A 21,098-nucleotide genomic window follows, 5' to 3' on the forward strand; every position below is an offset into this window, starting at 1 on the left:
TATATTTAGTGAAACTAAATTAATCATTAAAAATGAAATTAAAGCGCGCCAACCATTTTATCAAAGGAATTTTACTATTACTAATTTTAATAAGCTGTGGAGGCGATGATGACACTTCACCAGCAGAAGCTAATCCTTCAATAAATGTCATCGGAAATTTTACATCTTTTTCTGATACGGATGTTTTAAGTTTTTCTGAATCTCAGAATATTCAGGTAAGTGCTTCAAATTTGACATCAAATTTAAATGTTACTACCACCACAAATTTTCAAGTTTCACTAGATAATCAGAATTTTTCTAACCAGTTGTCAGTAACTAGTACGACAATTAATGAAACTAATCAAACCATATATGTTAGGTTTTCTCCGACACTGAATGCTGTTGGTGCTATTTCTGGTAATATTACTTTTGAGAGTACAGGGGCTAATCCGGTGACTAAGCAATTAAATGGAAATGGCCTTAGTATTGATCCTATGATAGGCGTGTCTGATGATTCATTGGTTTTTGAAACCATGATCGGTAACACATCAGATCCACAACAAATAATAGTAGATGCTGGTAATTTAGATGCGGTACTTGAAATTGGCACGACGGTAAATTTTGAAATATCATTAGATAATATCACTTATTCTAATTCAATTCAAGTCCAAGCAGAAACGGCCAATGCTGGCTTCACCTTGTTTGTAAGGTTTTCTCCGCAAGAACTAGGCGAGATTTTAGGCACAATCACATTACAAAGTACTGGAGCTACTGATGTTGAGATTGGTCTCTTAGGTACAGGAACACCAGTAGTACATACATATTATACATTCGATCAGGAACCCCTAGCTTTTGGATCTGGTTTTAGTCAATCAGCATTTCAGACCTTTACACTACATTCGGATGTGTCCAATATTTCCCAGATAAAAATGTACTTAGAGATTGACTGTCCTGGGACAGGTTGCGATGACTGGGATAGATATGCCAATGTAATGGTTAAAGACCCTGAGTCTAACACATGGTATGAAATAGGGAGATACATTACACCATATTGGGTGGGAACTGAAGTTTTGCCACGTGGATTAGAGTTTGATGTCACTGACTTTAAGTCTTTACTAACTGGCGATGTTGAACTAAGAATATACATTGAAAACTGGACAACTAAGGCCGATTTGATTTCCATTGAGTTTGATTATATACAAGGAACTCCTGATTATGAATATTATGCAATTGCTGAAGTAATGCAGTACAACGGAAACTCACTAGAAGGTGTGCCTTATGGTGTGTCCCACAATTTTGATTTAGATAGAACAGTATCTCTGCCAGCTAATTCACAAGAAGCTCATTTACGAACCTTAATTTCTGGTTGGGGACACGCAACACCAAGCGACCCTGATGGCCGGCCTTGTGCAGAGTGGTGCTATAGAACTCATCGTGTAAAGATAAATGGAACTTATTCTTTTGAACATTCCATGGAGCCAATTGGATGCGCATCTAATCCGTTAAATAATCAAAATCCTGGAAATTGGCAACCAGATAGAGCTGGTTGGTGCCCAGGAATGGCTGTACCTTATCGTGTTGACGCATTAGGGACATCTATGTCTGGTAATAGTTTTTCCTTTGAATATGAGTTTGAGAATTGGGTTTCTAATGGAGTAAATGGAGATGCGTTTTATGCTATTTCGACGTTTGTAGTAGTAAAAAGTACTACGCCAATAAGTAAGCCAACTGTAAATTAAAATATGCTCAATAAAGAAGAAGCTGTCTCAAAACTTAGCTTTTATTAACTTGTATAAGTGGTTTTGAGATGACTTTCTTTATGTGTTTTTTATTTCAGCTTGAAAATCACCTGCTTTAGATGGTGGTAATGTATTTTTGGCATTACCATTTATTAGATCTTTAAGGTTTTAAAACCTAAAGTTCTGACTGATAAAAAGCCTAATTTTTTATATCCTGTTTTCATAGCACTTTTTAGGGGCTTCTGAAAGCCACCTCTTCAGAAGGTGTGAGTTTTACGTCTTTACACCACCAAGATAAGCACAATCTTTTAAATGTTGCATACCTTTAAATGCAACAGGCGTTTTTTCATATTTAAAGGTTTGGTCAAAATCTTTGGTGAGATTATGGTCATCCACATTCATTTCAATATCGTTCATATTAAATTGGCAGGGGTGTTCGTAGCCAGCAGCATGGGTAATCTCTATCAGTTCTTTTCTAAAGGTTTTGAAATATTGCGCCAAACGCTCAGATTTTAAAGGGACATTGATGCCGTTTTGTAACCATTTACTTTGTGTTGCGACTCCGGCCGGACAACGATTGGTATGGCATATTTGCGCTTGGATACAGCCAATACTCATCATGGCTTCCCTGGCCACATTAATACAGTCGACGCCCATGGCAAAAGCCATAGCTGCTTTTGCTGGAAAGCCCAATTTACCGCTACCGATAAATACAATCCGATCGGTGAGATTTCGTTTTTGGAATAATTTGTAGATGTCGCTAAATCCATAAATCCATGGTAAGGACACATGATCGGCAAAACTTGGTGGGGCAGCTCCAGTACCACCTTCGCCACCATCTATCGTAATAAAATCTGGACCGCGATTTTCCTTTTCCATAAGTTCGGCAAGTTCTTCCCACTGTTCTAGTTTTCCGATGGCTGCTTTAATACCCACGGGTAATCCGGTGGCCTCGGCAATACGTTCAACAAAATCAACCAATTCAGGGACGTTAGAAAATGCCTTATGGTTGGGTGGTGATAGTACCGTTTTACCGATTTCAACACCTCTGATTTCGGCAATTTCCTTGGTGATTTTTTTTCCAGGCAATACACCGCCTTTTCCTGGTTTGGCTCCTTGAGATAGTTTGACTTCAATGGCCCTGATAAATGGGTTGTTTTCAACAAGTGTTACCATTTTTTCCATCGAAAAGCCACCATCTTCAGACCTGACTCCAAAATACCCTGTGCCAAAGTGAAACACCACATCACCACCATTACTGTGATAGGGAGATAGGCCGCCTTCACCAGTATTGTGGTAGGCGCCAGCAATTTTTACACCTTTATTCAAAGAATCTATGGCTTTGGCAGATAAAGAACCAAAGCTCATGGCCGAGACATTGATAATAGATGCGGGTCGGTATGGGCGTTTGCGTTTATGATACGCGCCCATAACCTTTGCGCAAGGGATAAAAGTCTTATCTAAAGCATTCGGATGATGATGCTCTAATTTATAAGGCATCATGGCGTTATTAATGAATATATGTTGATGTGCATAAATATCCCTATCGGTACCAAAGCCTTCGTAATTGTTTTCATTTTTAGCCGAGGCATAGATCCAGCCGCGTTCAATACGATTGAACGGTAACTCTTCGCGATTGTTGGCTACAAAATATTGGCGCATTTCAGGACCAATGCTCTCCAGTAGGTAGCGTAAATGACCAACTATCGGAAAATTGTGACTAATCGTATGTCTGCGCTGAAAAAATATATCGCGAAGGGCAACCAAAGTCAAGGCTATGATAATCCAGGCCCACCATGGTACTCCGCTAAGGACGTCTAGTAGTTCTTTCATGTGTTTTCTTTATGAGTAAAGATATTTAAAATTACCCGTTAACAGAAAATGAATTTATATATTTAGAGTATGGCTTTCACAAGACATAAATGGTTGTTTCGACTTACTATTGTTCTCATACTAATTGCCGTATCTGGTATTCTGCTTAATATAGTTCTCAAGAAAAAAGTAGCGGGTCATATAGCACAGCTACCTGATCATATTCAATTAACCTACGATAACCTCCGTGTCAACTCTTTTTTTGGGAATTTAAAACTAAACAACCCGCATCTTAAACTTTATGATAAGGATAGCAATCAGCTGCAAGCAGTTGTTAAAGCCCATAACATTGAGGTTAGGGGCTTGGGTTATTTTGACTTAGTGTTTCGCGATAAAATTGACCTTGAGGAACTGGTTTTGGATCATTTGGATGGCTATTATTCGCAAGTTGATGCTGCGTCAAAAACTACTAATGGCAAGGCGAGTGGTCCCTTAAATAATGAAATAAGCATTAATAAAGTAACTGTTAAGGACTCTAAAATTGCAATTAAGGAACATCAGGTTGATTCCTTGGTTTTAGGTGTAAATGACTTAAATCTTGTATTAACTGATTTTAAAATTAACACAGATGACGAGAACACTGATAATTCGATGACTTACGAAGACCTCAATTGCCAGCTAAAGCATATCAAAATTAAGTCGAGTTTATACGATGATATCCTTATTGATGACTTAACCTTTGAAAATAATAAACTTGTATTGTCGGCATTTGAATTAAAGACCAGATATACACGTGAGGACCTCTCTAAAATTCTGAAAGCCGAACGCGATCATTTTGATGTTAAGGCCGATTCCATAGTATTTGATGCGGTCAATTTTGGTTTGGGACCATCCAATAAGGTTTACGTGTTGGCTGATTCCGCTCAAATATTAAATCCCAACATTAAGGTGTTTAGGGACAAGTTGGTTAATGATAATCATGAGGTAAGGCCTTTATATGGAAAAATGCTACGAGATTTGGGTATCGATTTAGGTATCGATCAACTAAAAATTTCTAACGGAATGTTGTCCTATGCCGAAAAAGTTAAAGCCAAAAACAAAGGTGGGCAATTGGATTTCCATAAGCTCAATGTCAATGTTAAAAACCTAGGCAACATATATGAAAAAGATACGACCCGTATTAACATTACATCTCATTTTATGGGACGCTCTCATTTGGATGTTAATTGGAGATTTGTTGTGCAGAACCCTTCGGACAACTTTTCATTTAGTGGTGAGCTCGATAATTTTAAAGTAGGTGAAATAAGTCAATTTACACAACCTAACTTAAATGTTAGCTTTAAAGGTGAATTAAAGAAAACCTATTTCAATATCAATGGTAATCCCTATTATTCGGATATTGATTTACAGGTGAATTTTGAAGATTTTCAGGTCATCGTTTTAAAGAAAAATGGTAAGGAAAAAAACAAATTCTTGTCAAGTTTGGTTAATATGTTTGTGTCCACCGATAGCGACAATAGTGCCAATCAATTTTATCACGGTAATATCAATAAGATAGAACGGGATCGCACAAAGTCAGTTTTTAATTTTGTTTGGAAGAATCTCGAGTCTGGTTTAGTCTCAGCGATGCTAGGTAGTGGTAAAAAGAAAGATTAGTTTGGATGATCTCTAAAAGGGACAATGGTCATCATAGCTATTGTATTTGATTGTTGCGTGATGTAACGCTGAATTCTGGCCCTATCACATAAGCGCTTATATCTTGTTTATAATTATTGGTAATTAAACAAGGAAAAACCTAAGACTATATGTATTTTCACAGTTCGAAAAAACAAAGCTTTGGAACAGTACCTCAGTCAACTTAATGACGCTCAATTAGCACCGACATTGCAGAAAGATGGCCCTATGATTGTCATAGCAGGCGCTGGATCTGGCAAGACACGTGTGCTAACCTACAGAATTGCGTATTTAATGAGTCAAGGCGTTGATGCCTTTAATATTCTGGCCTTGACCTTTACTAATAAGGCGGCCCGTGAGATGAAGGGTAGAATTGCGGATATTGTTGGGGATAGTGAGGCTAAGAATTTATGGATGGGCACCTTTCACTCGGTTTTTGCCAAGATCCTACGGTTTGAAGGTCATCACTTAGGGTTTCCTAGTAACTTCACTATTTACGATACACAAGATGCGCAAAAGCTTTTGGGGTCTATCATTAAAGAAATGAACCTCGATAAAGATATTTATAAAGCTAAGCAGGTGTATAGCCGTATTTCTTCCTATAAGAATAGTCTCATTACGGTAAAGGCGTACTTTAATAACCCTGAACTGATGGAAGCGGATGCTATGGCCCGTCGTCCTAAAATGGGGGATATTTACAAGGAGTATGTGGATCGCTGTTTTAAAGCAGGGGCTATGGATTTTGATGATTTGTTGCTTAGAACCAATGAACTGTTAACGCGCTTCCCAAGTGTTTTGGCCCAGTATCAAAGTCGATTCCGTTATATATTGGTAGATGAGTATCAGGATACCAACCACTCACAATATCTTATCGTAAGGGCTTTAGCAGATCGTTTTCAGAATATATGTGTCGTCGGTGATGATGCCCAAAGTATCTATGCCTTCCGCGGTGCTAATATTAATAATATTCTCAATTTTCAGAAAGACTATGATGATGTAAAGGTCTATCGTTTAGAGCAAAATTATCGTTCGACTAAGATGATTGTCGGTGCTGCAAACTCAGTCATAGAACACAACAAAACAAAGCTCGATAAAATTGTTTGGACGGCTAATGAAGAAGGGGAGCGGGTTATTGTGAATCGCTCTATGACCGATGGAGATGAGGGGCGCTACGTGGCGAGTACCATCTGGGAAACTAAGATGAACAAACAATTGGCAAATAGCGATTTTGCCGTGCTGTATCGTACCAATGCGCAATCTCGTGCTATTGAAGATGCTTTAAGAAAGCGCGATATCCCATATCGCATTTATGGGGGGCTATCGTTTTATCAGCGCAAGGAAATTAAGGATGTAACAGCCTATTTACGCCTTATTTTAAATACCTCGGACGAAGAAGCCTTAAAACGTGTCATTAACTATCCGGCACGGGGCATAGGACAGACCACAGTAGATCGTCTGGTGGTGGCTGCCAATGCTACTGGCAAGACCATTTACGATATAATGAAGAATATTGATGGTGAAGCCGTCAATATTAATAACGGAACCAAAAACAAACTCAAAGACTTTGTGACCCTTATTGAAAGTTACAAGGTGATGAACCAGAATGCCAACGCTTTTGAATTGGCTGAACACGTGACCAAAACAACAGGTCTGATTCGTGAGTTAAATAAAGATGGCACCCCCGAAGGGGTTACTAGAATGGACAACGTTCAAGAATTATTGAACGGTATTAGAGATTTTGTCGAAGGTCAGGTTGAAGTTGCGGATAGCACGGGCTCTTTAGCAGAGTTTTTAGAAGACGTCGCTCTAGCAACCGACTTAGATGGTGACAAAGGTGATCCCAACCATGTGGCGTTGATGACCATTCACTTGGCAAAAGGATTAGAGTTTCCACATGTGTTTATTGTAGGTATGGAAGAGGACTTATTCCCTAGTGCCATGAGCATGAATACCAGAAGTGAATTGGAGGAGGAGCGCCGTTTATTCTATGTGGCTTTGACACGTGCCGAAAAGCAAGCCTATCTCACCTATACCTTATCACGCTATCGCTGGGGAAAATTGATTGATGCCGAACCAAGCCGGTTTATAGAGGAAATTGAAGACAAGTATGTCAACATCACCACTCCGCTGAAAGAACAGCGTTTTAATCCGATGCTCGATGCTTCCATTTTCGGTGATATAGAACCCAATAAAATTCGGTTTGCAAAACCAAAGTCTCCAAAATTTAAAAAGACCGGGACTAAAAAAGCCGAACCTTATAAGATTAGCACACCAAAACAGTTAAAACCTGTAAGCTCATCTAAAGGTGCTTCTAATTTGTTTGATACCAAATTAACCGCTGGTAACATTGTCAATCACCACCGCTTTGGTCGTGGAGAGGTGCTGAAAATTGAAGGGAGTGGAGGAGATTTAAAGGCAGAGATACGATTTGAAAATGGCGATACCAAAAAGTTATTACTACGATTTGCCAAGCTTGAGATTATAGGGTAGTTAGTATTCATAGTCCCAAAACTTTATTTTATCTCATCTAAGGTTTTTATTTTAAAGTGAGTTCAATACACACACCGAATTATAAAGTAGTTAATAAAATAAAATATAAGAACCTTGTCATTCCGAACGAAGTATGAGGAGGAATCTCATTATCCTGAGATTTAGCTGCGCTTAACCTTACGGTTTAGCTATGCTGAATCTAAAGATTTCTCGTCGCTTTCCCGATAGCTATCGGGATCGCTCTGTCGAAATGACAAACGTCTGAAAATTAAGAGTTTGAAATATATTTATATGCAATTCTTATGTCGAACTCACGTTATTTTACACTATAAGTAGCGTTTCCAAATTTATGATAGGTCGCATTGCTCAATATATAGTCTTCGACATGTAGGCTACTGTCATTAATGTATTTATATATGGTTTTACCGGTTTCTGTGTCACTATTGCCCCAAAAAATAGTCAAGGTATCATCGTTGACTTGACCTTTTAAGGGAAGAGATATACCTCTGTTGTCAAACCAATGTCCTGTAACGATTGTATCATTTATTATGTTGTAAAAGGCAGTAGCCTTAAATACAATGGCTTCATTATTTTCTGATTGGTGTTCGTTTTGAAATTCGAGTTTTATAAACTGGTCATTCAGCACGTTTTGCCAATTCATTTTAAATGTCGCTTTCTTACCCATTAATGTGCCTGTGCCCTCCCAATTTTTATTTACTAAGGTCTTTATAATCCTCTTTTCCTTATTTTGATGATACCGATGTTTTAAGTCCAAAAACATAGTTTTTGAACTGTTCTTGTTAACAATCAATTCTGAGGCCTTATTATTTTGAGTAATCAATAGTACAAATGAAAGTAAGATAAATAGCGATGTTTTAAGTACGGTGCTCATGATAAGTTACATTAGAATTTTTGTATCAATTTTTGATATCTTTTTCGACTGAGTTTGCATTATCTATAAAGAAAATCCAATCAAATGGATAAGGTATCGAATATCTGCCCTCAAAACCATAGGCTTCGGCAACATAGCCGACATATCTACAGCTCGTATTTGGGTGATCCAATTAAAATGCGGCTAAATCATTCTTAACCATACCGAATTGAGTAAAACAAATTCAGGGATTACTTCACCATACAGACCGAATTGATATTGCCCTTATCGTCATATTCCTTTACGGAATTTTCGGGATCGGTCATCCATTCACCATCGACGATAAACTTATATTGATATTTACCGCCAGAAAGTCTTTTGCTATATACCCAGCAATCGTCAATTTTGGTCATTTTATAGTCTTCTTCCGACCAGTCGTTAAAATCACCACTGAGAACTACGGTTTCGGCATCCAAATAATCACAAAGCCGAAACTCCACATTTTTTTGTACATCAATTACAGAATTGAACCCCCCAAATTCGTTGACAATCTTTGAAGGATTGTGTGGGTCTTCAATCCAATGGTGCCCGTCAACAATAAACTTGTACTGATAGATGTCCGGTCTTAACTGTAGGGTAACTTCCCAGCCTTCATCCGTAGGTTTCATTAGAAATCCAGACTCGTCCCATCGGTTAAAAGTACCGCTTAAAATAACGCGTTCTGCCTCTTTATAGCCTCTCAACCTAAAGGTAACGTTACCGTAATCCGAGGCAAAAGTACTATACAATTTTAGGTTATAGACCATTAAACGGTGCCCCTTATAATCTAAGGCATCAACGATATTGTCGAAATCTTCGGAAGGCTCAGCCCAGTGCTCACCATTGACGATAAATTTAAATTCCCAGTCAAAATCCGAAGTAAAATAGGACAGTTCTTTCCGCAGCTCGTGGATAGAATCATTGACCTTGGTCATTTTCCATTGATCTTTTGCCCAGTTGTTAAATTCTCCAGAGACACAAACGTAGTCGATCGTATCGCCATTATACATAATATTGGGATAATCATTAACATCGAATATAAAAATGACGTCCTCACCTTCAATTTTATACCCTTTGATATTTTGGGAGGTAATGCTAAAAGTTAAAAATAGAAAGCCTAAAAATGATAGCAGTATATTGGTTTTAATACTCAATGTTTAATTATCGGGCTCTTAATAAAATAGAGCCTCTCTTTTCTGTAATTGATTATGGTTCTTTTCTGTGCGAAGAATTCATAACCTAAGATACCATCGAGTTTCGTACCAAATGCGGTATTCATTTTTCTTAAATTGGTAAGTACTGTTTTCATGGGTCCAAAGTAAATTGAATCGTTCAATTTAACTCTATACAATTTCCCTGCCAAAACTTTTTTCTTCTTGCCACTGGCACCCGTAAGCTTCAATTCTTTGCTGGGATAAAAATAGTCTAAAATTTCTGAACTCAAATTTTTGTTGAGCTGATTGTATTCAGCTCCTGTATCTAATCCAAATTTTACTTTCTTGTCACCGATATAAGCATCCAAAATTATGGTATGCCTTTTAAGCTTAAAATCAATACTATCGTGAATGGTTTCTGCATAAACCTTATCAGATAGTTTATCACCATTTTTATCGACTTTGGTCAATGTTAATTGGTTAAGGTGCATATCTATAAAGATTTCAAAATCTTTGAGAACGCTATAGCCTATAATGCCCAAGAGCTTTATTTTCTTGGTTTTTTCGATATGGGAAAGATCTATAACATCAGCACTGAGCTTTTCCAGATTCATATCTTGGATGCTTAGTAAGTTGAGATGCTTCTCCTTGACGCCTTCTATGTCATTGTGCACACCACTTTTCTGTTTACCATCATCTCGGTATCTTCTAGAGGGCTTAAAATGGGCACTGTTGAGAATTAAGGATTCCGAACCTGTATCTATGATAAAGTTACCTTCTTGATCTAGGATTCCGACTTCCACGACAATAAGTTGGTCGATAACTTTAAAGGGCACACGCGTTGTCGAGGCATTAACAAATTCGGCTTTGGTAAAGTACATAGGTGGTGCAGCCTTATCTATAATAATTTCATTGGCGAATAATGGCGCAGAAATTAGAAGGGCGATTATGATTTTGATTGATTGATGCATACTATATAGACTACAAGTTATAGCATCTTGTTACAGTATAGAAAAACATTATGCTTTTTTTAGCATTTATCGTATCTTTAAGTTATGGCAGACTTTATTAAAATTTATCCAGAAAACCCGAGCCCCAAGGCTATTCAAAACGTTGTAGAAGTTCTTAAAAATGGTGGTTTGGTCATTTATCCTACTGATACGGTTTATGGTTTAGGTTGTGATATTACTAACCTTAAAGCCTTAGAGCGTATAGCTCAAATTAAGGGTGTAAAACTCGAAAAATCCAATTTCTCTTTTGTTTGCGAGGACTTGAGCAATCTTAGTGACTATGTAAAGCAAATAAACACATCGACCTTTAAAATTCTTAAGCGTGCTTTGCCAGGTGCGTACACTTTTATTCTGCCAGGTTCAAAACGTTTGCCCAATCCTTTTAAGAGACGAAAAACGGTAGGTATTAGAGTACCAGATCATTCTATTGCATTAGCTCTGGTTAAGGGTTTAGGCAATCCCATCGTGTCTACGTCCATTAGAGACGAAGATGATATTGTCGAATACACAACAGACCCAGAGCTCATTCTAGAAAAATGGGATAATCTTGTGGATGTGGTTATTGATGGTGGATATGGAGGTAATGAGGCCTCTACCGTTATTGATTTATCCGTTAACCCACCTGAAATTATTAGAGAAGGCAAAGGAAGTCTCGAAATATTTTAATTACTAATAATTCTTTTATACATTTATTAAAAAAATTGCTGTGGTTAGGTTTTATAAATACAAGCACAGGCATCCATATGATGATTATCTGCAAAGTATTTGGGCACTGACTAATGACGAGGGCATTAGTAGAGAACCTATAATTTCTGATGGATTTCCTGAAATTCTATTTTTAATCCGCGGTGCCGTTAAAATTGTTATTGGTACCGATATACACCAAATTGAGAGTCATACCTTTATTGGCCTTTTTGACAAAAGCGCCTTTTTTGAGTTAGATCCAGATACTATTATTCTTTCTTTCAAATTAATGCCTTGGATGACATCGAATGTCATTTGCGATCAGGCGCACCTTGTTAAAAACCAAATTATCCCTTTAGACGACCTAGGCTACAAACGATCTTTACTCGATTTTAGTTATTCTAAGAAGTTTGATAGTATGGACGCCTTAATAAGCCACATTATATCTAAAGAATTACCTCAAATATTAAATTTGAATGGACGCATTCCGTCAGCGCTTTTAATGGATATGCTTTCGCAATTCAACTCGCTCCAAACACTATCCGCATCTGATCGAAAAACGGGTAGTTCAAGATATTTTGAGAAGCTCTACCGAACACATGTTGGTATAAGTCCAATGCGTTATAAACGCCTGCTGAAAATTAAAAAATCTTCGCTCATACTAGCTGAAAACCAAAGCGTAAAGATAGAGCCTCTGGCCTTGGCCTTGGGATATTACGATCTGAGTCATTTTTACAAGGACTTTTCGCTCTTTACCGATACCACTCCAAATGAATTTAGATCAAATTGTCGTCAGTCCATATTGCTAGAAGATAATGATTATGTCAATCAATATCTGTATTCCTAATCTAAGTTTTATTTTGTTCGCTTTTTTACAATAGCATTTTAGCACTAGTGGTTTTCTTTGTTGGAAAAGAAATTCTACTAACCATAACAATTTGCTATGAAACGAATTATACTATGGGGTTTTTGTACCCTTTTTGCATTGCATATTAGTGCACAATCAACAAGTTCACCAACTAATGGAATTGTACCTCAGACCATTCTTGATCACGATAATTATTATAAGCAGTTATTGCATGATGTAGACCATGATTTAAGTCAGTTAAAAGGCTCTGGTTATATGCAATATATGAGAGAACGTCGATTTTATGAACAACGTCGAAATGTGGAGGGATTGGGTGCTGTAAGTGATAGGTGGCGTATTTTCCAGAATGTCAGAACACTTGGTGAGCGTTCTGGAACAGGACCTATGGCTAATTGGCAAAATATTGGACCAATAGATATGGACGGCCATGGCGGCAGGATGATTTCTCATGCCTTTGATCCAAATGACCCGGATGTCGTTTGGGGAGGTTCAGCCTCAGGAGGTCTATGGCTGTCAGAAGATGCAGGCGCTAATTGGATGCCTATGACAGATAACATTCCTTCGACAGGAGTGGGGTCGGTTGTTGTTAAACCCGATGATAGTGACACGATAATCATAGGAACTGGAGAAGGCTATTCTCCTCCTGGAATTGTTCTTAAAGGAGGGATAGGTGTTTTTAAATCTACAGATAGAGGCTTAACCTGGCTACCGACTAATTTTAGTTATGCAAGTTCTCTGGGGGTTTCGGTTCTAAAAATAACATGGCATCCGACAAATACGGATATTTTGTGGATGGCAGCAACCAATGGGTTGTGGAAGAGTGTAGACGGAGGAGATACTTGGTCGGTAGTTTTTGGTGATGGGACAAATCATCAAAATTTTATTTTCGACGATATCATCATTCAAGACAATAATCCCGACATCATTTTTGTCGCACAGGAGAATGTCGGAATTCATAAATCTGTAGATGGAGGGGATACTTTTACATTACTTACTAACGGATTACCGACCAACAATGTTAACTTTATTAGTATTGATCAGTGTAACTCAAGCCCGGACGTCCTATATACCAGTATAATTAGGGCAAGTGATACAGGGTTGGAAGGCCTCTATAAGTCTATTGATAATGGAGCTAGCTGGACACGATTGTTTAGTGCGCCCAATGCTCCCTGTACCTTTAATTCCGTATTGGGACTATTTTGCCAGGGTTGGTATAATAACACGGTAGCTGTGTCGCCAACTAATCCAGATTTAGTATTGTTGGGGGGAATAACGTTTTGGCGAAGTTCTGATGGAGGAACAACATGGGAACAAAAAGATAGATCTATATGCCCAACATGCCAAGAAACACCGGCATGCGCCACTTATGGGGATCATCATGATTTAGGTTTTAGCCCTCATAATGCAGATATAATTTATTCATTCAATGATGGTGGTGTTTCTAAAAGTACTGATGGTGGGTCTTGTTGGGCTCATGCTAATAATGGTTTGGTCAATGCACAATTTTTATCTGTGGGTTCAGGAAGGTCAGATACCAATATTGTTATAGGTGGATTATGGGATCACGGCTTACAAGGGGCGAATATTGCAAATGGACTCAATTGGGAACGCTGGGGTTGGTTTGACGGCGTAGAAGCAATAGTAGACCCTATAAATCCTAGTATATTTTACGGAACATGGATCAATGGCACCTATTGGAAGACATCTAACGGAACCAATACGGTTTCAACGCAAATTACCGCTGGAATTAATTTAAGTGAAAATACGGGCACTCACTTTGCACCTCTTGCCGTACATCCTACAAGCCCTAATATTCTACTAGGATCAACGCAACAAGGCATATATAAAAGTGATAACGAAGGTGGGTTTTGGGTAAAAAAATTGAATGCTTCCATAATAACTGAAATAGCATTTAGCCAGGCAGATCCTACAGTATGTTATGCTGCTGCTTGGACGGGTACATCGTGGTCCGTATATAAAAGCAATGACACAGGCGAGACTTGGCAACAAGGCCCAGCGCCTGGTTGGAGAATGACAGATATCGCTACGAGTGGGATAAATGCTCAAACCTTGTTTATCAGTCGCAATAGTATCAATGCTAATACACCTCACATTTACAAGTCAACCAACGGCGGACTCATATGGAATTCCATTCAAGGAGACTTGCCGGATATTCAGGTTAATGCTATCGCTGTAGACCCCAACGATGATGACATCGTATATGCTGCCACAGATTTAGGTGTTTACATTACGATTAATGGTGGTACGCATTGGACGGAGTTTAATCATGGACTCCCCATAACCTTTGTTAACGATATCGAGTATAACACATCTGATGATAAGTTACGTATAGCGACATTTGGCCGAGGTATTTGGATATCTGATGCCTATAACGTTTTAAGCATCGATGATAATGACAAATTTGAAGATGTTTTGGTCTATCCGAATCCAATACGCGATACCAATATATCCATAAGGTTTCCAAAAGATATATCGCTAGACCATGTAAAGATAGAAGTACTTAATTATTTAGGGCAACAGTTATATGTTCTTAAAAATGAGGAGTTAAGTGTCTCGGATTCGCAAACTATTGAGCTTAAGCATCTCACTTTAGGTAGAAGTGAAGGTGTTTATTTCTTAAGGATAAGCTCCGGTAATGCCTCTCTAGTTAAAAAAATAGTGAAGCAATAGATGATTTGATTTAAATGAAATGATAAATTATGAAAAAGAGAATTTATATCTATCTATTGGTAATTTTGATGTCTTGCGGAAGTGATGATAGCACTGCTGGTTCTCAAGACATAACCCAATTAAGTCCTGTAACTTCTATAACCGTTGAGGATATTGGGAATAATGGAAATGCATCCGACATTAGGGTAAGTTTTAGTACTAATACACAAAACAATTTAATGTCCTATCGTCTATTTGTTCTTAGGGCTGACGATAATTTATCATTAAATGAGGCTTTAGACTTACCCAGTGGTGCTTATCACGAATTTTTATCAGGGACAAGTATTGTCCTACCATCTAATCTAGAAACAATCAATGGGAACCCTATTGTTGAAGGACTCGCTTATAAAATAGCAATACTTTCACTCCATAGTGTTGATGCTAGTTTTAGTGCCCTATCATCTTTTTCTCAGGTATTTACTTTGGTGAACACCGATTTATTACCGCTAGAACCGGTTACATCGATTCAAATTCAAGATAACACCAATAATGGCAATGCATCGGATATTGACTTGAGTTTTCAAGAAAGCCAATCATCACCATTGTTAGAAGCCTATAGGGTTTTTGTATTGAAGAATACAAATACCATAAACTTGAATGAGGCATTAAATAGCGTATCTGAACGGTATGTGCAATTATCAAATACAACAAGCCAAGTCATATTAGACGCTGCATTAAAAGATACAGATGGGGATGCCATTACCGAAGGTCAAACCTATAAAATTGTGGTAATGTCCATGCACTCTAATGATACTTCCTTGAGTGTTTTATCTAGCCCTTCGGACCTATTTTCTTTAGAACGCACAAATTTAATGAGCACTTTGGTTTCTTCAATTAACATAGGAACTGGTGGGGTGTCGGTGGATAATAACGGTAGGATTTATGTTGCTGATTTTGGTGTTGCGCTATCAAATGGCAATGGGTCGAGAGTGATGTCAATCACAGCAGATGGCAGTGTGTCTACGTTTATCACTGGATTTATGGATGGCGCATCAGGAAACCATATTGATGCTCAAGGTAATTTTTATCAATCGCATCAGGCGGGTGGTAGAATTTCGGTAACGGATACTGACGGCAATACTTCAAATTTTACAATAGGAGGCTTTTTATCTGCTCCTATAGGTATTGCCATAGATGCAGAACAAAATCTTTTTGTTGCTAATTGTAATGGCAACAATATCATTAAAGTAGATGCTAACGGTAATCAATCTATTTTTGCTTCCAGTGATTTGTTCTCTTGTCCTAATGGCATTACGTTCGACGACGGAGGTAATTTATATGTGGCAAACTTTGGGAATGGCAATGTCATTAAAGTAGATGCGAATGGGATATCCTCTGTTTTTGCGACTATACCCGGAAACAATAACGGCCATTTAATTTTTGTTGAAGATAAGTTCTATGTGGTAGCAAGATCAGCACATCAAATTTATGAAGTCGATATGCAATCTAATGTGGTGCTTTTGGCCGGTAATGGCCTTAGAGGCGGGGCTAATGGTGCAGCTTTAAATAGTAATTTATCCTTGCCAAATGATTTAGACATAAGTCCAGATGGTACAAAACTTTATGTCAACGAAGTGGCAAATTCTACGGGTGCTGGTCTAACGCCTACTCGAATCAGAGTAATCCACTTAGATGCTGAAAATTAAGGATTACTTAATAAGATCTAGAGGCCCTATTCCTGCTTTTTTTGCATGTGGATTTGTGCGTAAGGATTGACTGTGGTTAAATTAGGAGGAGATTAGTTTAGAAATTCTAGTCGTATTATAATAGAATAAAACCAATGAAATAATACCACAAACTAAAAATCCAACAAAAAGCGGAGTTACTGAATTTACGACATATTGACCTATGTAATCTGCAATTGGTACAGCCATGACCGTTGAAATAAAGCCATTTAGTGCAGAGCCTATCCCTGCAATGTGTCCCATGGGCTCCATAGCTAAGGCGCGAAGGTTTCCGAATAGAAAGCCAATAGTAAAGAACTGAAGGGCAAAAAAGAGTATCAAAACTTCTATACTGGGGTTGTGTCCAGAGTTAAATAACACTATGAATACTAAGGATGTGATGATAAAGCTCCACATGGCAATATGAACGATACGCTTCATACCAAACTTAACGACCAATTGACTGTTGAAAAAAGTAGCCAGCCCCACTGAAATGGCCAAACTTGCAAATATTAGAGGGAATTCGTCCGCTAAATCGTATTGCTTTTCAAAGATCTGTTGCGATGTGCTTAAATACACCATAAAAGATCCAGTAATAAAACCAGAGAGCAATGTATAAATAACGGCAGATTTTATTCTGAAAAACTGTACTGTTCCCGTCTTAAATATCATTAAACGATACGGAATTCGGTACTTATCTTTTAAGGTTTCTGGCTGCCTGAACCAAAACCATATCATAATTAGAAGTCCAAAAATTAAGTTGAACGTGAAGATGAACTGCCAGTTGTAATGATTCATAAGATATTGCCCTAAGGTTGGTGCAACGACGGGAACCAGAATAAATACCATAACGACAATAGAGATAATCTTAGCCATGTAATCCCCTTCGTAAGTATCTCTTATCATAGCAATACACATCGTTCTGGGGCAGGCCAAGCCAATACCCTGTAGTACACGTCCAAAGAGCATCATTTCAAAACTCTTGGTCGTAACGCATATAATCGAGGCCACAATAAAAAGTATGAAACCTACGTATACGATGGGTTTTCGGCCAAAGCTATCCGATAGTGGTCCAAAAATTAACTGTCCAATACCTAAACCTAGGAAAATGGAAGTAATGAGCTTTGGATTTTCGATAGGATTACTAACGCTCAGATAATCGCCAATTTTTGGTAATGCCGGTAAAACAGCATCAATGGATAAGGCTACGATAGACATTAATGCCGCCATTAAGACTACAAATTCAAATTGAGACCGGTTTTGATTTTGCATGCTGCAAAAGTAAGTTAATTATTGGCTATTTTTGAATAGCTGTTATAGCAATATCCAATGCCAATATTTAATAATTGATTTGTATGCTTACTGACACATTGATAAAACTATTCAAAAGAGATCTTAACAAATTGAAAGACGAAGTTCGAGCTTATACCAACGAAGCAAATTTATGGTTGGTTACTGAAGGGATTTCAAATTCAGCAGGCAATTTAAGCTTGCATCTTGTAGGCAATTTAAACCATTTTATTGGTGCAACCTTAGGGAATTCTGGCTATGTGAGGCGACGTGATTTGGAATTCTCTCTTAAAAATGTTCCAAGGTCCGAAATGATGCGACAAATTGATGAAACGCTAATAATGATTGAAACGGTCTTGCCTCAATTGAGCGATACCGATTTGGAAAAAGAGTATCGGAGAAACCCATTCGAAGACTATATGACTACCGAATATTTTTTGGTTCATTTGACGACGCATTTAACGTATCACCTCGGACAAATCAATTACCACAGAAGACTATTAGATACTGATAATTAAAAGTATATTGAAATGAAAAACCTATTACTAACCTTAGTTTTTATATTTAGTATTTTAAGTGTTGAGCTCTATGCTTCAGACTTAAAAATCGAAAATATAAGAACTGTCAATAGAACAGATGTGCTCCAGACCCCTATAAGTGTTATTTTTGATATTAGTTGGGATAATGCGTGGCATAATGACAAAAATCACGATGCTGTTTGGGTATTTATGAAATATAATGGCGCTTGGAACAACCATGTTAAAATACATCAAACAGGTCATAAGGTCATTAAGAATAGGACTTTAGATCTGCAACAGCCTACCATTGAAGTGTCATCAGAAGGCACAGGGTTCTTCATATATCCTCCAAAGGGGCTTAGAGGCCCTGTCAATTATAAGCTTCAGATCCGTATTGATACGGAAGATAAGGAAGTCGGCTGGAATAAATTAAAAGGACTTTCTGTTTACGGTATTGAGATGGTTTACATTCCTCAAGGTGCATTTATTTTGGGAAGTCCGGATGAAGCTGCCATTAAACGTGCCGCATTTTACAAGAGTGATAGTGAAGGGCAAGCAAAAGGATTGATAAAAATAGATTCTGAAGACCAAATTGAGGTTGCTCCGAAGGATAATGCGCTGTATTATTGGAGCGAAAATGCCTTATATAATGGCGATCAACAGGGACCAATACCCAGCGAATTTCCAAAAGGCTATAATGCGTTTTATATCATGAAATACGAACTTACGCAAGGGCAATATGCAGATTTTTTAAACACGCTTCCCGATAGTTGGACTTATAAACGCTCACCAATAGGAGGAAAAAGCTATTACAATAACAGAGGTGGTATTCGATTGGTCGATGGAGTTTATGTTGCAGACAATCCCCATCGACCTTTGAACTATGCCAGCTTTACGGATGCTCTGGCATTTACCGATTGGGCGGCGCTACGACCTATTACCGAATTAGAATATGAGAAGGCAGCAAGAGGTCCCTCTAAGCCCATTGATGCCGAATTTGTTTGGGGCACTAATACCTATGATGATTTAGAACGTTATGTCAATGAAGACAGTGAGTTGGTGTTTGCTAATGGTTATGAAGAAAGCATGCTCAACGACAGTAATAGAGCGTCTTTTGGCGCTTCTTATTATTGGGTTATGGATTTAAGTGGTAGTCTTTGGGAAAAAGTAATAACCATAGGTAATCCTATTGGCAGGACCTTTAAAGGAAGTCATGGTGATGGCAAACTAAGCTTTGGTAATGCGACCAACGAAGATTGGCCACAAAGCGATGATGAGCTTGGTGGTTTTGGATATCGCGGAGGAGGTTATTACGAGATTGGGACAGGGTACTCTGACTTTAATCCGCATTCACCAATAGGATATCGCTATTATGGGGCTTGGTCTGGAGGTCCTAATTCTATAGCTTATGGTTTTCGTGCTGGTCGCTCGGCTAATTAAATTTTTGATATGATAGAAACATTTGATAACTACAAAATCGCATTATTAAGAAGAGAGGACGGTGAGGCGTTCTTCAATTTAATCGAAAACAATAGGGTGCGTCTCGAAGACTTCTTTGCAGGTACCGTATCGAAAACAATGACCTTAGAGGCTACACTGAACTATTGTGAAGACATTCAAAAGCGTATAGCGGATACTAGCTATTTACCTTATATGATTACAGACCTTAACACCCAGCAGTTTGTGGGTTTGGTCGATGTAAAAAACATTGATATGAATGTGCCCAAAGCCGAATTGGGGTCCTTTATTGACAGCCGATATGAAGGCAAAGGTATTGTCACTAAAGCGACAAAACATGTTATGGATCATATTGTTAAAGAATACAAGTTCATAAAATTACTATGTCGGGCCAACAGCAGAAACAAAGGAAGCATAGCCGTAATACTTAAAAATGGTTTTGAACTCGAAGGCACTATAAGAAAGGATTACAGAACGACTAAAGGCGAAATTGTCGACTTAAATTACTACGGTAGGGTCTTTGACTAAGATTGGACTTTATCAGTCTGAATCTACAAAAATTAATACCTTTACCCCATATCTAATAGTAATTAAATTAAACTTGATGAAAAGCACTTTTTTAAAATTAAGCGTGTTCGCTATTTTATTGACGTCATGGTCTTGTAAACCAAAATTTGACGTGGAACTTCACAAAGAGATGGCCGCTGAACATACAAAGCTTGAAAGTGAGCATTCGGCATTAGAGAAGGCTCATGCTAAGTTAAAAGCAGCTCATGCCGCTTGGGTAGATGCGCATGCGGCTCTTCAAGAGACAGATTCCTCACACGCGAATATAGAAGCAAAGCACAGTGCACTCATAGCACAGCATGATGCTCTTATTCAAAAGCATGCCAATCTCGTTAAAAAACATTCGGATTTAGAAACGCAACATGAAAAAGGGGAGATGAGTACCGAAGATATCAAGGCAGAACATGAAGCCATAAAAAAAGAACATGATGAGATGGTAACTGACCATAAACAAATGGAAACTGATCATGACATTATGAAAAAAGACCATGAAAGGATTATGGCCGATCACAAGAAGGCTGAATCAGAAGAATAGACACCTTTTTATAATC

Annotated in this window: 16 protein-coding genes; 11 read left to right on the forward strand and 5 right to left on the reverse strand. The window is 38.1% G+C overall.

Features of this window, described 5'->3' with window-relative positions; genetic code table 11:
- Positions 1-32: 32 nt before the first annotated feature.
- Complete coding sequence (locus tag ACO052_RS12240; RefSeq protein ID WP_422104054.1) at positions 33-1,718, forward strand: peptide-N-glycosidase F-related protein; 1,686 nt, start codon at positions 33-35, stop codon at positions 1,716-1,718.
- Between the two features lie 273 nt (positions 1,719-1,991).
- Here ACO052_RS12240 and ACO052_RS12245 read toward each other — a convergent pair whose 3' ends face one another.
- Entirely contained in the window at positions 1,992-3,551 is a 1,560-nt protein-coding gene (locus tag ACO052_RS12245) for an FMN-binding glutamate synthase family protein (protein WP_422104055.1), read from the reverse strand.
- A gap of 69 nt (positions 3,552-3,620) precedes the next feature.
- Here ACO052_RS12245 and ACO052_RS12250 point away from each other — a divergent pair, with 69 nt between their 5' ends.
- Entirely contained in the window at positions 3,621-5,186 is a 1,566-nt protein-coding gene (locus ACO052_RS12250; RefSeq protein ID WP_422104056.1) for a hypothetical protein, read from the forward strand.
- Between the two features lie 180 nt (positions 5,187-5,366).
- A complete protein-coding gene (locus ACO052_RS12255; protein ID WP_422104057.1) occupies positions 5,367-7,694 on the forward strand; it encodes an ATP-dependent helicase in 2,328 nt (775 codons plus the stop codon).
- 316 nt (positions 7,695-8,010) lie between these two features.
- Here the strand turns inward: ACO052_RS12255 and ACO052_RS12260 are convergent, their stop codons facing one another.
- The 3 genes from ACO052_RS12260 to ACO052_RS12270 form a co-directional block, all read right to left on the reverse strand.
- The gene (locus ACO052_RS12260; protein ID WP_422104058.1) at positions 8,011-8,586 is read right to left on the reverse strand and encodes a hypothetical protein; all 576 of its coding nucleotides are present in this window, start codon (positions 8,584-8,586) and stop codon (positions 8,011-8,013) included.
- A 230-nt stretch (positions 8,587-8,816) separates the two neighbouring features.
- Entirely contained in the window at positions 8,817-9,758 is a 942-nt protein-coding gene (locus ACO052_RS12265) for a hypothetical protein (protein ID WP_422104059.1), read from the reverse strand.
- The gene (locus ACO052_RS12270) at positions 9,755-10,729 is read right to left on the reverse strand and encodes a pepsin/retropepsin-like aspartic protease family protein (protein ID WP_422104060.1); all 975 of its coding nucleotides are present in this window, start codon (positions 10,727-10,729) and stop codon (positions 9,755-9,757) included. The genes ACO052_RS12265 and ACO052_RS12270 overlap by 4 nt, the downstream gene beginning before the upstream one ends.
- 84 nt (positions 10,730-10,813) lie before the next feature.
- On the opposite strand from ACO052_RS12270, the gene ACO052_RS12275 reads away from it, so the two are divergent.
- From ACO052_RS12275 to ACO052_RS12290, 4 genes are all read left to right on the forward strand, one after another.
- Positions 10,814-11,434 (forward strand): L-threonylcarbamoyladenylate synthase, encoded by a 621-nt coding sequence (locus ACO052_RS12275; RefSeq protein WP_422104061.1) that lies wholly within the window; start codon positions 10,814-10,816, stop codon positions 11,432-11,434.
- Positions 11,435-11,474: 40 nt separating this feature from the next.
- Positions 11,475-12,299, forward strand: coding sequence for a helix-turn-helix domain-containing protein (locus ACO052_RS12280; protein WP_422104062.1), 825 nt, complete (start codon positions 11,475-11,477; stop codon positions 12,297-12,299).
- Positions 12,300-12,395: 96 nt separating this feature from the next.
- Positions 12,396-15,011 (forward strand): T9SS type A sorting domain-containing protein, encoded by a 2,616-nt coding sequence (locus tag ACO052_RS12285; RefSeq protein WP_422104063.1) that lies wholly within the window; start codon positions 12,396-12,398, stop codon positions 15,009-15,011.
- Positions 15,012-15,040: 29 nt separating this feature from the next.
- Positions 15,041-16,696 carry an NHL repeat-containing protein gene (locus ACO052_RS12290; protein WP_422104064.1) on the forward strand — a complete coding sequence of 552 codons (1,656 nt, stop codon included), beginning with the start codon at positions 15,041-15,043 and terminating at the stop codon, positions 16,694-16,696.
- Positions 16,697-16,777: 81 nt separating this feature from the next.
- Here the strand turns inward: ACO052_RS12290 and ACO052_RS12295 are convergent, their stop codons facing one another.
- A complete protein-coding gene (locus ACO052_RS12295; RefSeq protein WP_422104065.1) occupies positions 16,778-17,986 on the reverse strand; it encodes a multidrug effflux MFS transporter in 1,209 nt (402 codons plus the stop codon).
- Positions 17,987-18,069: 83 nt separating this feature from the next.
- On the opposite strand from ACO052_RS12295, the gene ACO052_RS12300 reads away from it, so the two are divergent.
- From ACO052_RS12300 to ACO052_RS12315, 4 genes are all read left to right on the forward strand, one after another.
- Positions 18,070-18,522 carry a DinB family protein gene (locus ACO052_RS12300; RefSeq protein WP_422104066.1) on the forward strand — a complete coding sequence of 151 codons (453 nt, stop codon included), beginning with the start codon at positions 18,070-18,072 and terminating at the stop codon, positions 18,520-18,522.
- A 12-nt stretch (positions 18,523-18,534) separates the two neighbouring features.
- Positions 18,535-19,962, forward strand: coding sequence for a formylglycine-generating enzyme family protein (locus ACO052_RS12305; RefSeq protein WP_422104067.1), 1,428 nt, complete (start codon positions 18,535-18,537; stop codon positions 19,960-19,962).
- Positions 19,963-19,971: 9 nt separating this feature from the next.
- The gene (locus tag ACO052_RS12310) at positions 19,972-20,508 is read left to right on the forward strand and encodes a GNAT family N-acetyltransferase (RefSeq protein ID WP_422104068.1); all 537 of its coding nucleotides are present in this window, start codon (positions 19,972-19,974) and stop codon (positions 20,506-20,508) included.
- Positions 20,509-20,584: 76 nt separating this feature from the next.
- The gene (locus tag ACO052_RS12315) at positions 20,585-21,082 is read left to right on the forward strand and encodes a hypothetical protein (RefSeq protein ID WP_422104069.1); all 498 of its coding nucleotides are present in this window, start codon (positions 20,585-20,587) and stop codon (positions 21,080-21,082) included.
- Positions 21,083-21,098 lie beyond the last annotated feature (16 nt).

Source organism: Winogradskyella sp. (genome assembly GCF_965228925.1).
Lineage (GTDB): Bacteria > Bacteroidota > Bacteroidia > Flavobacteriales > Flavobacteriaceae > Winogradskyella.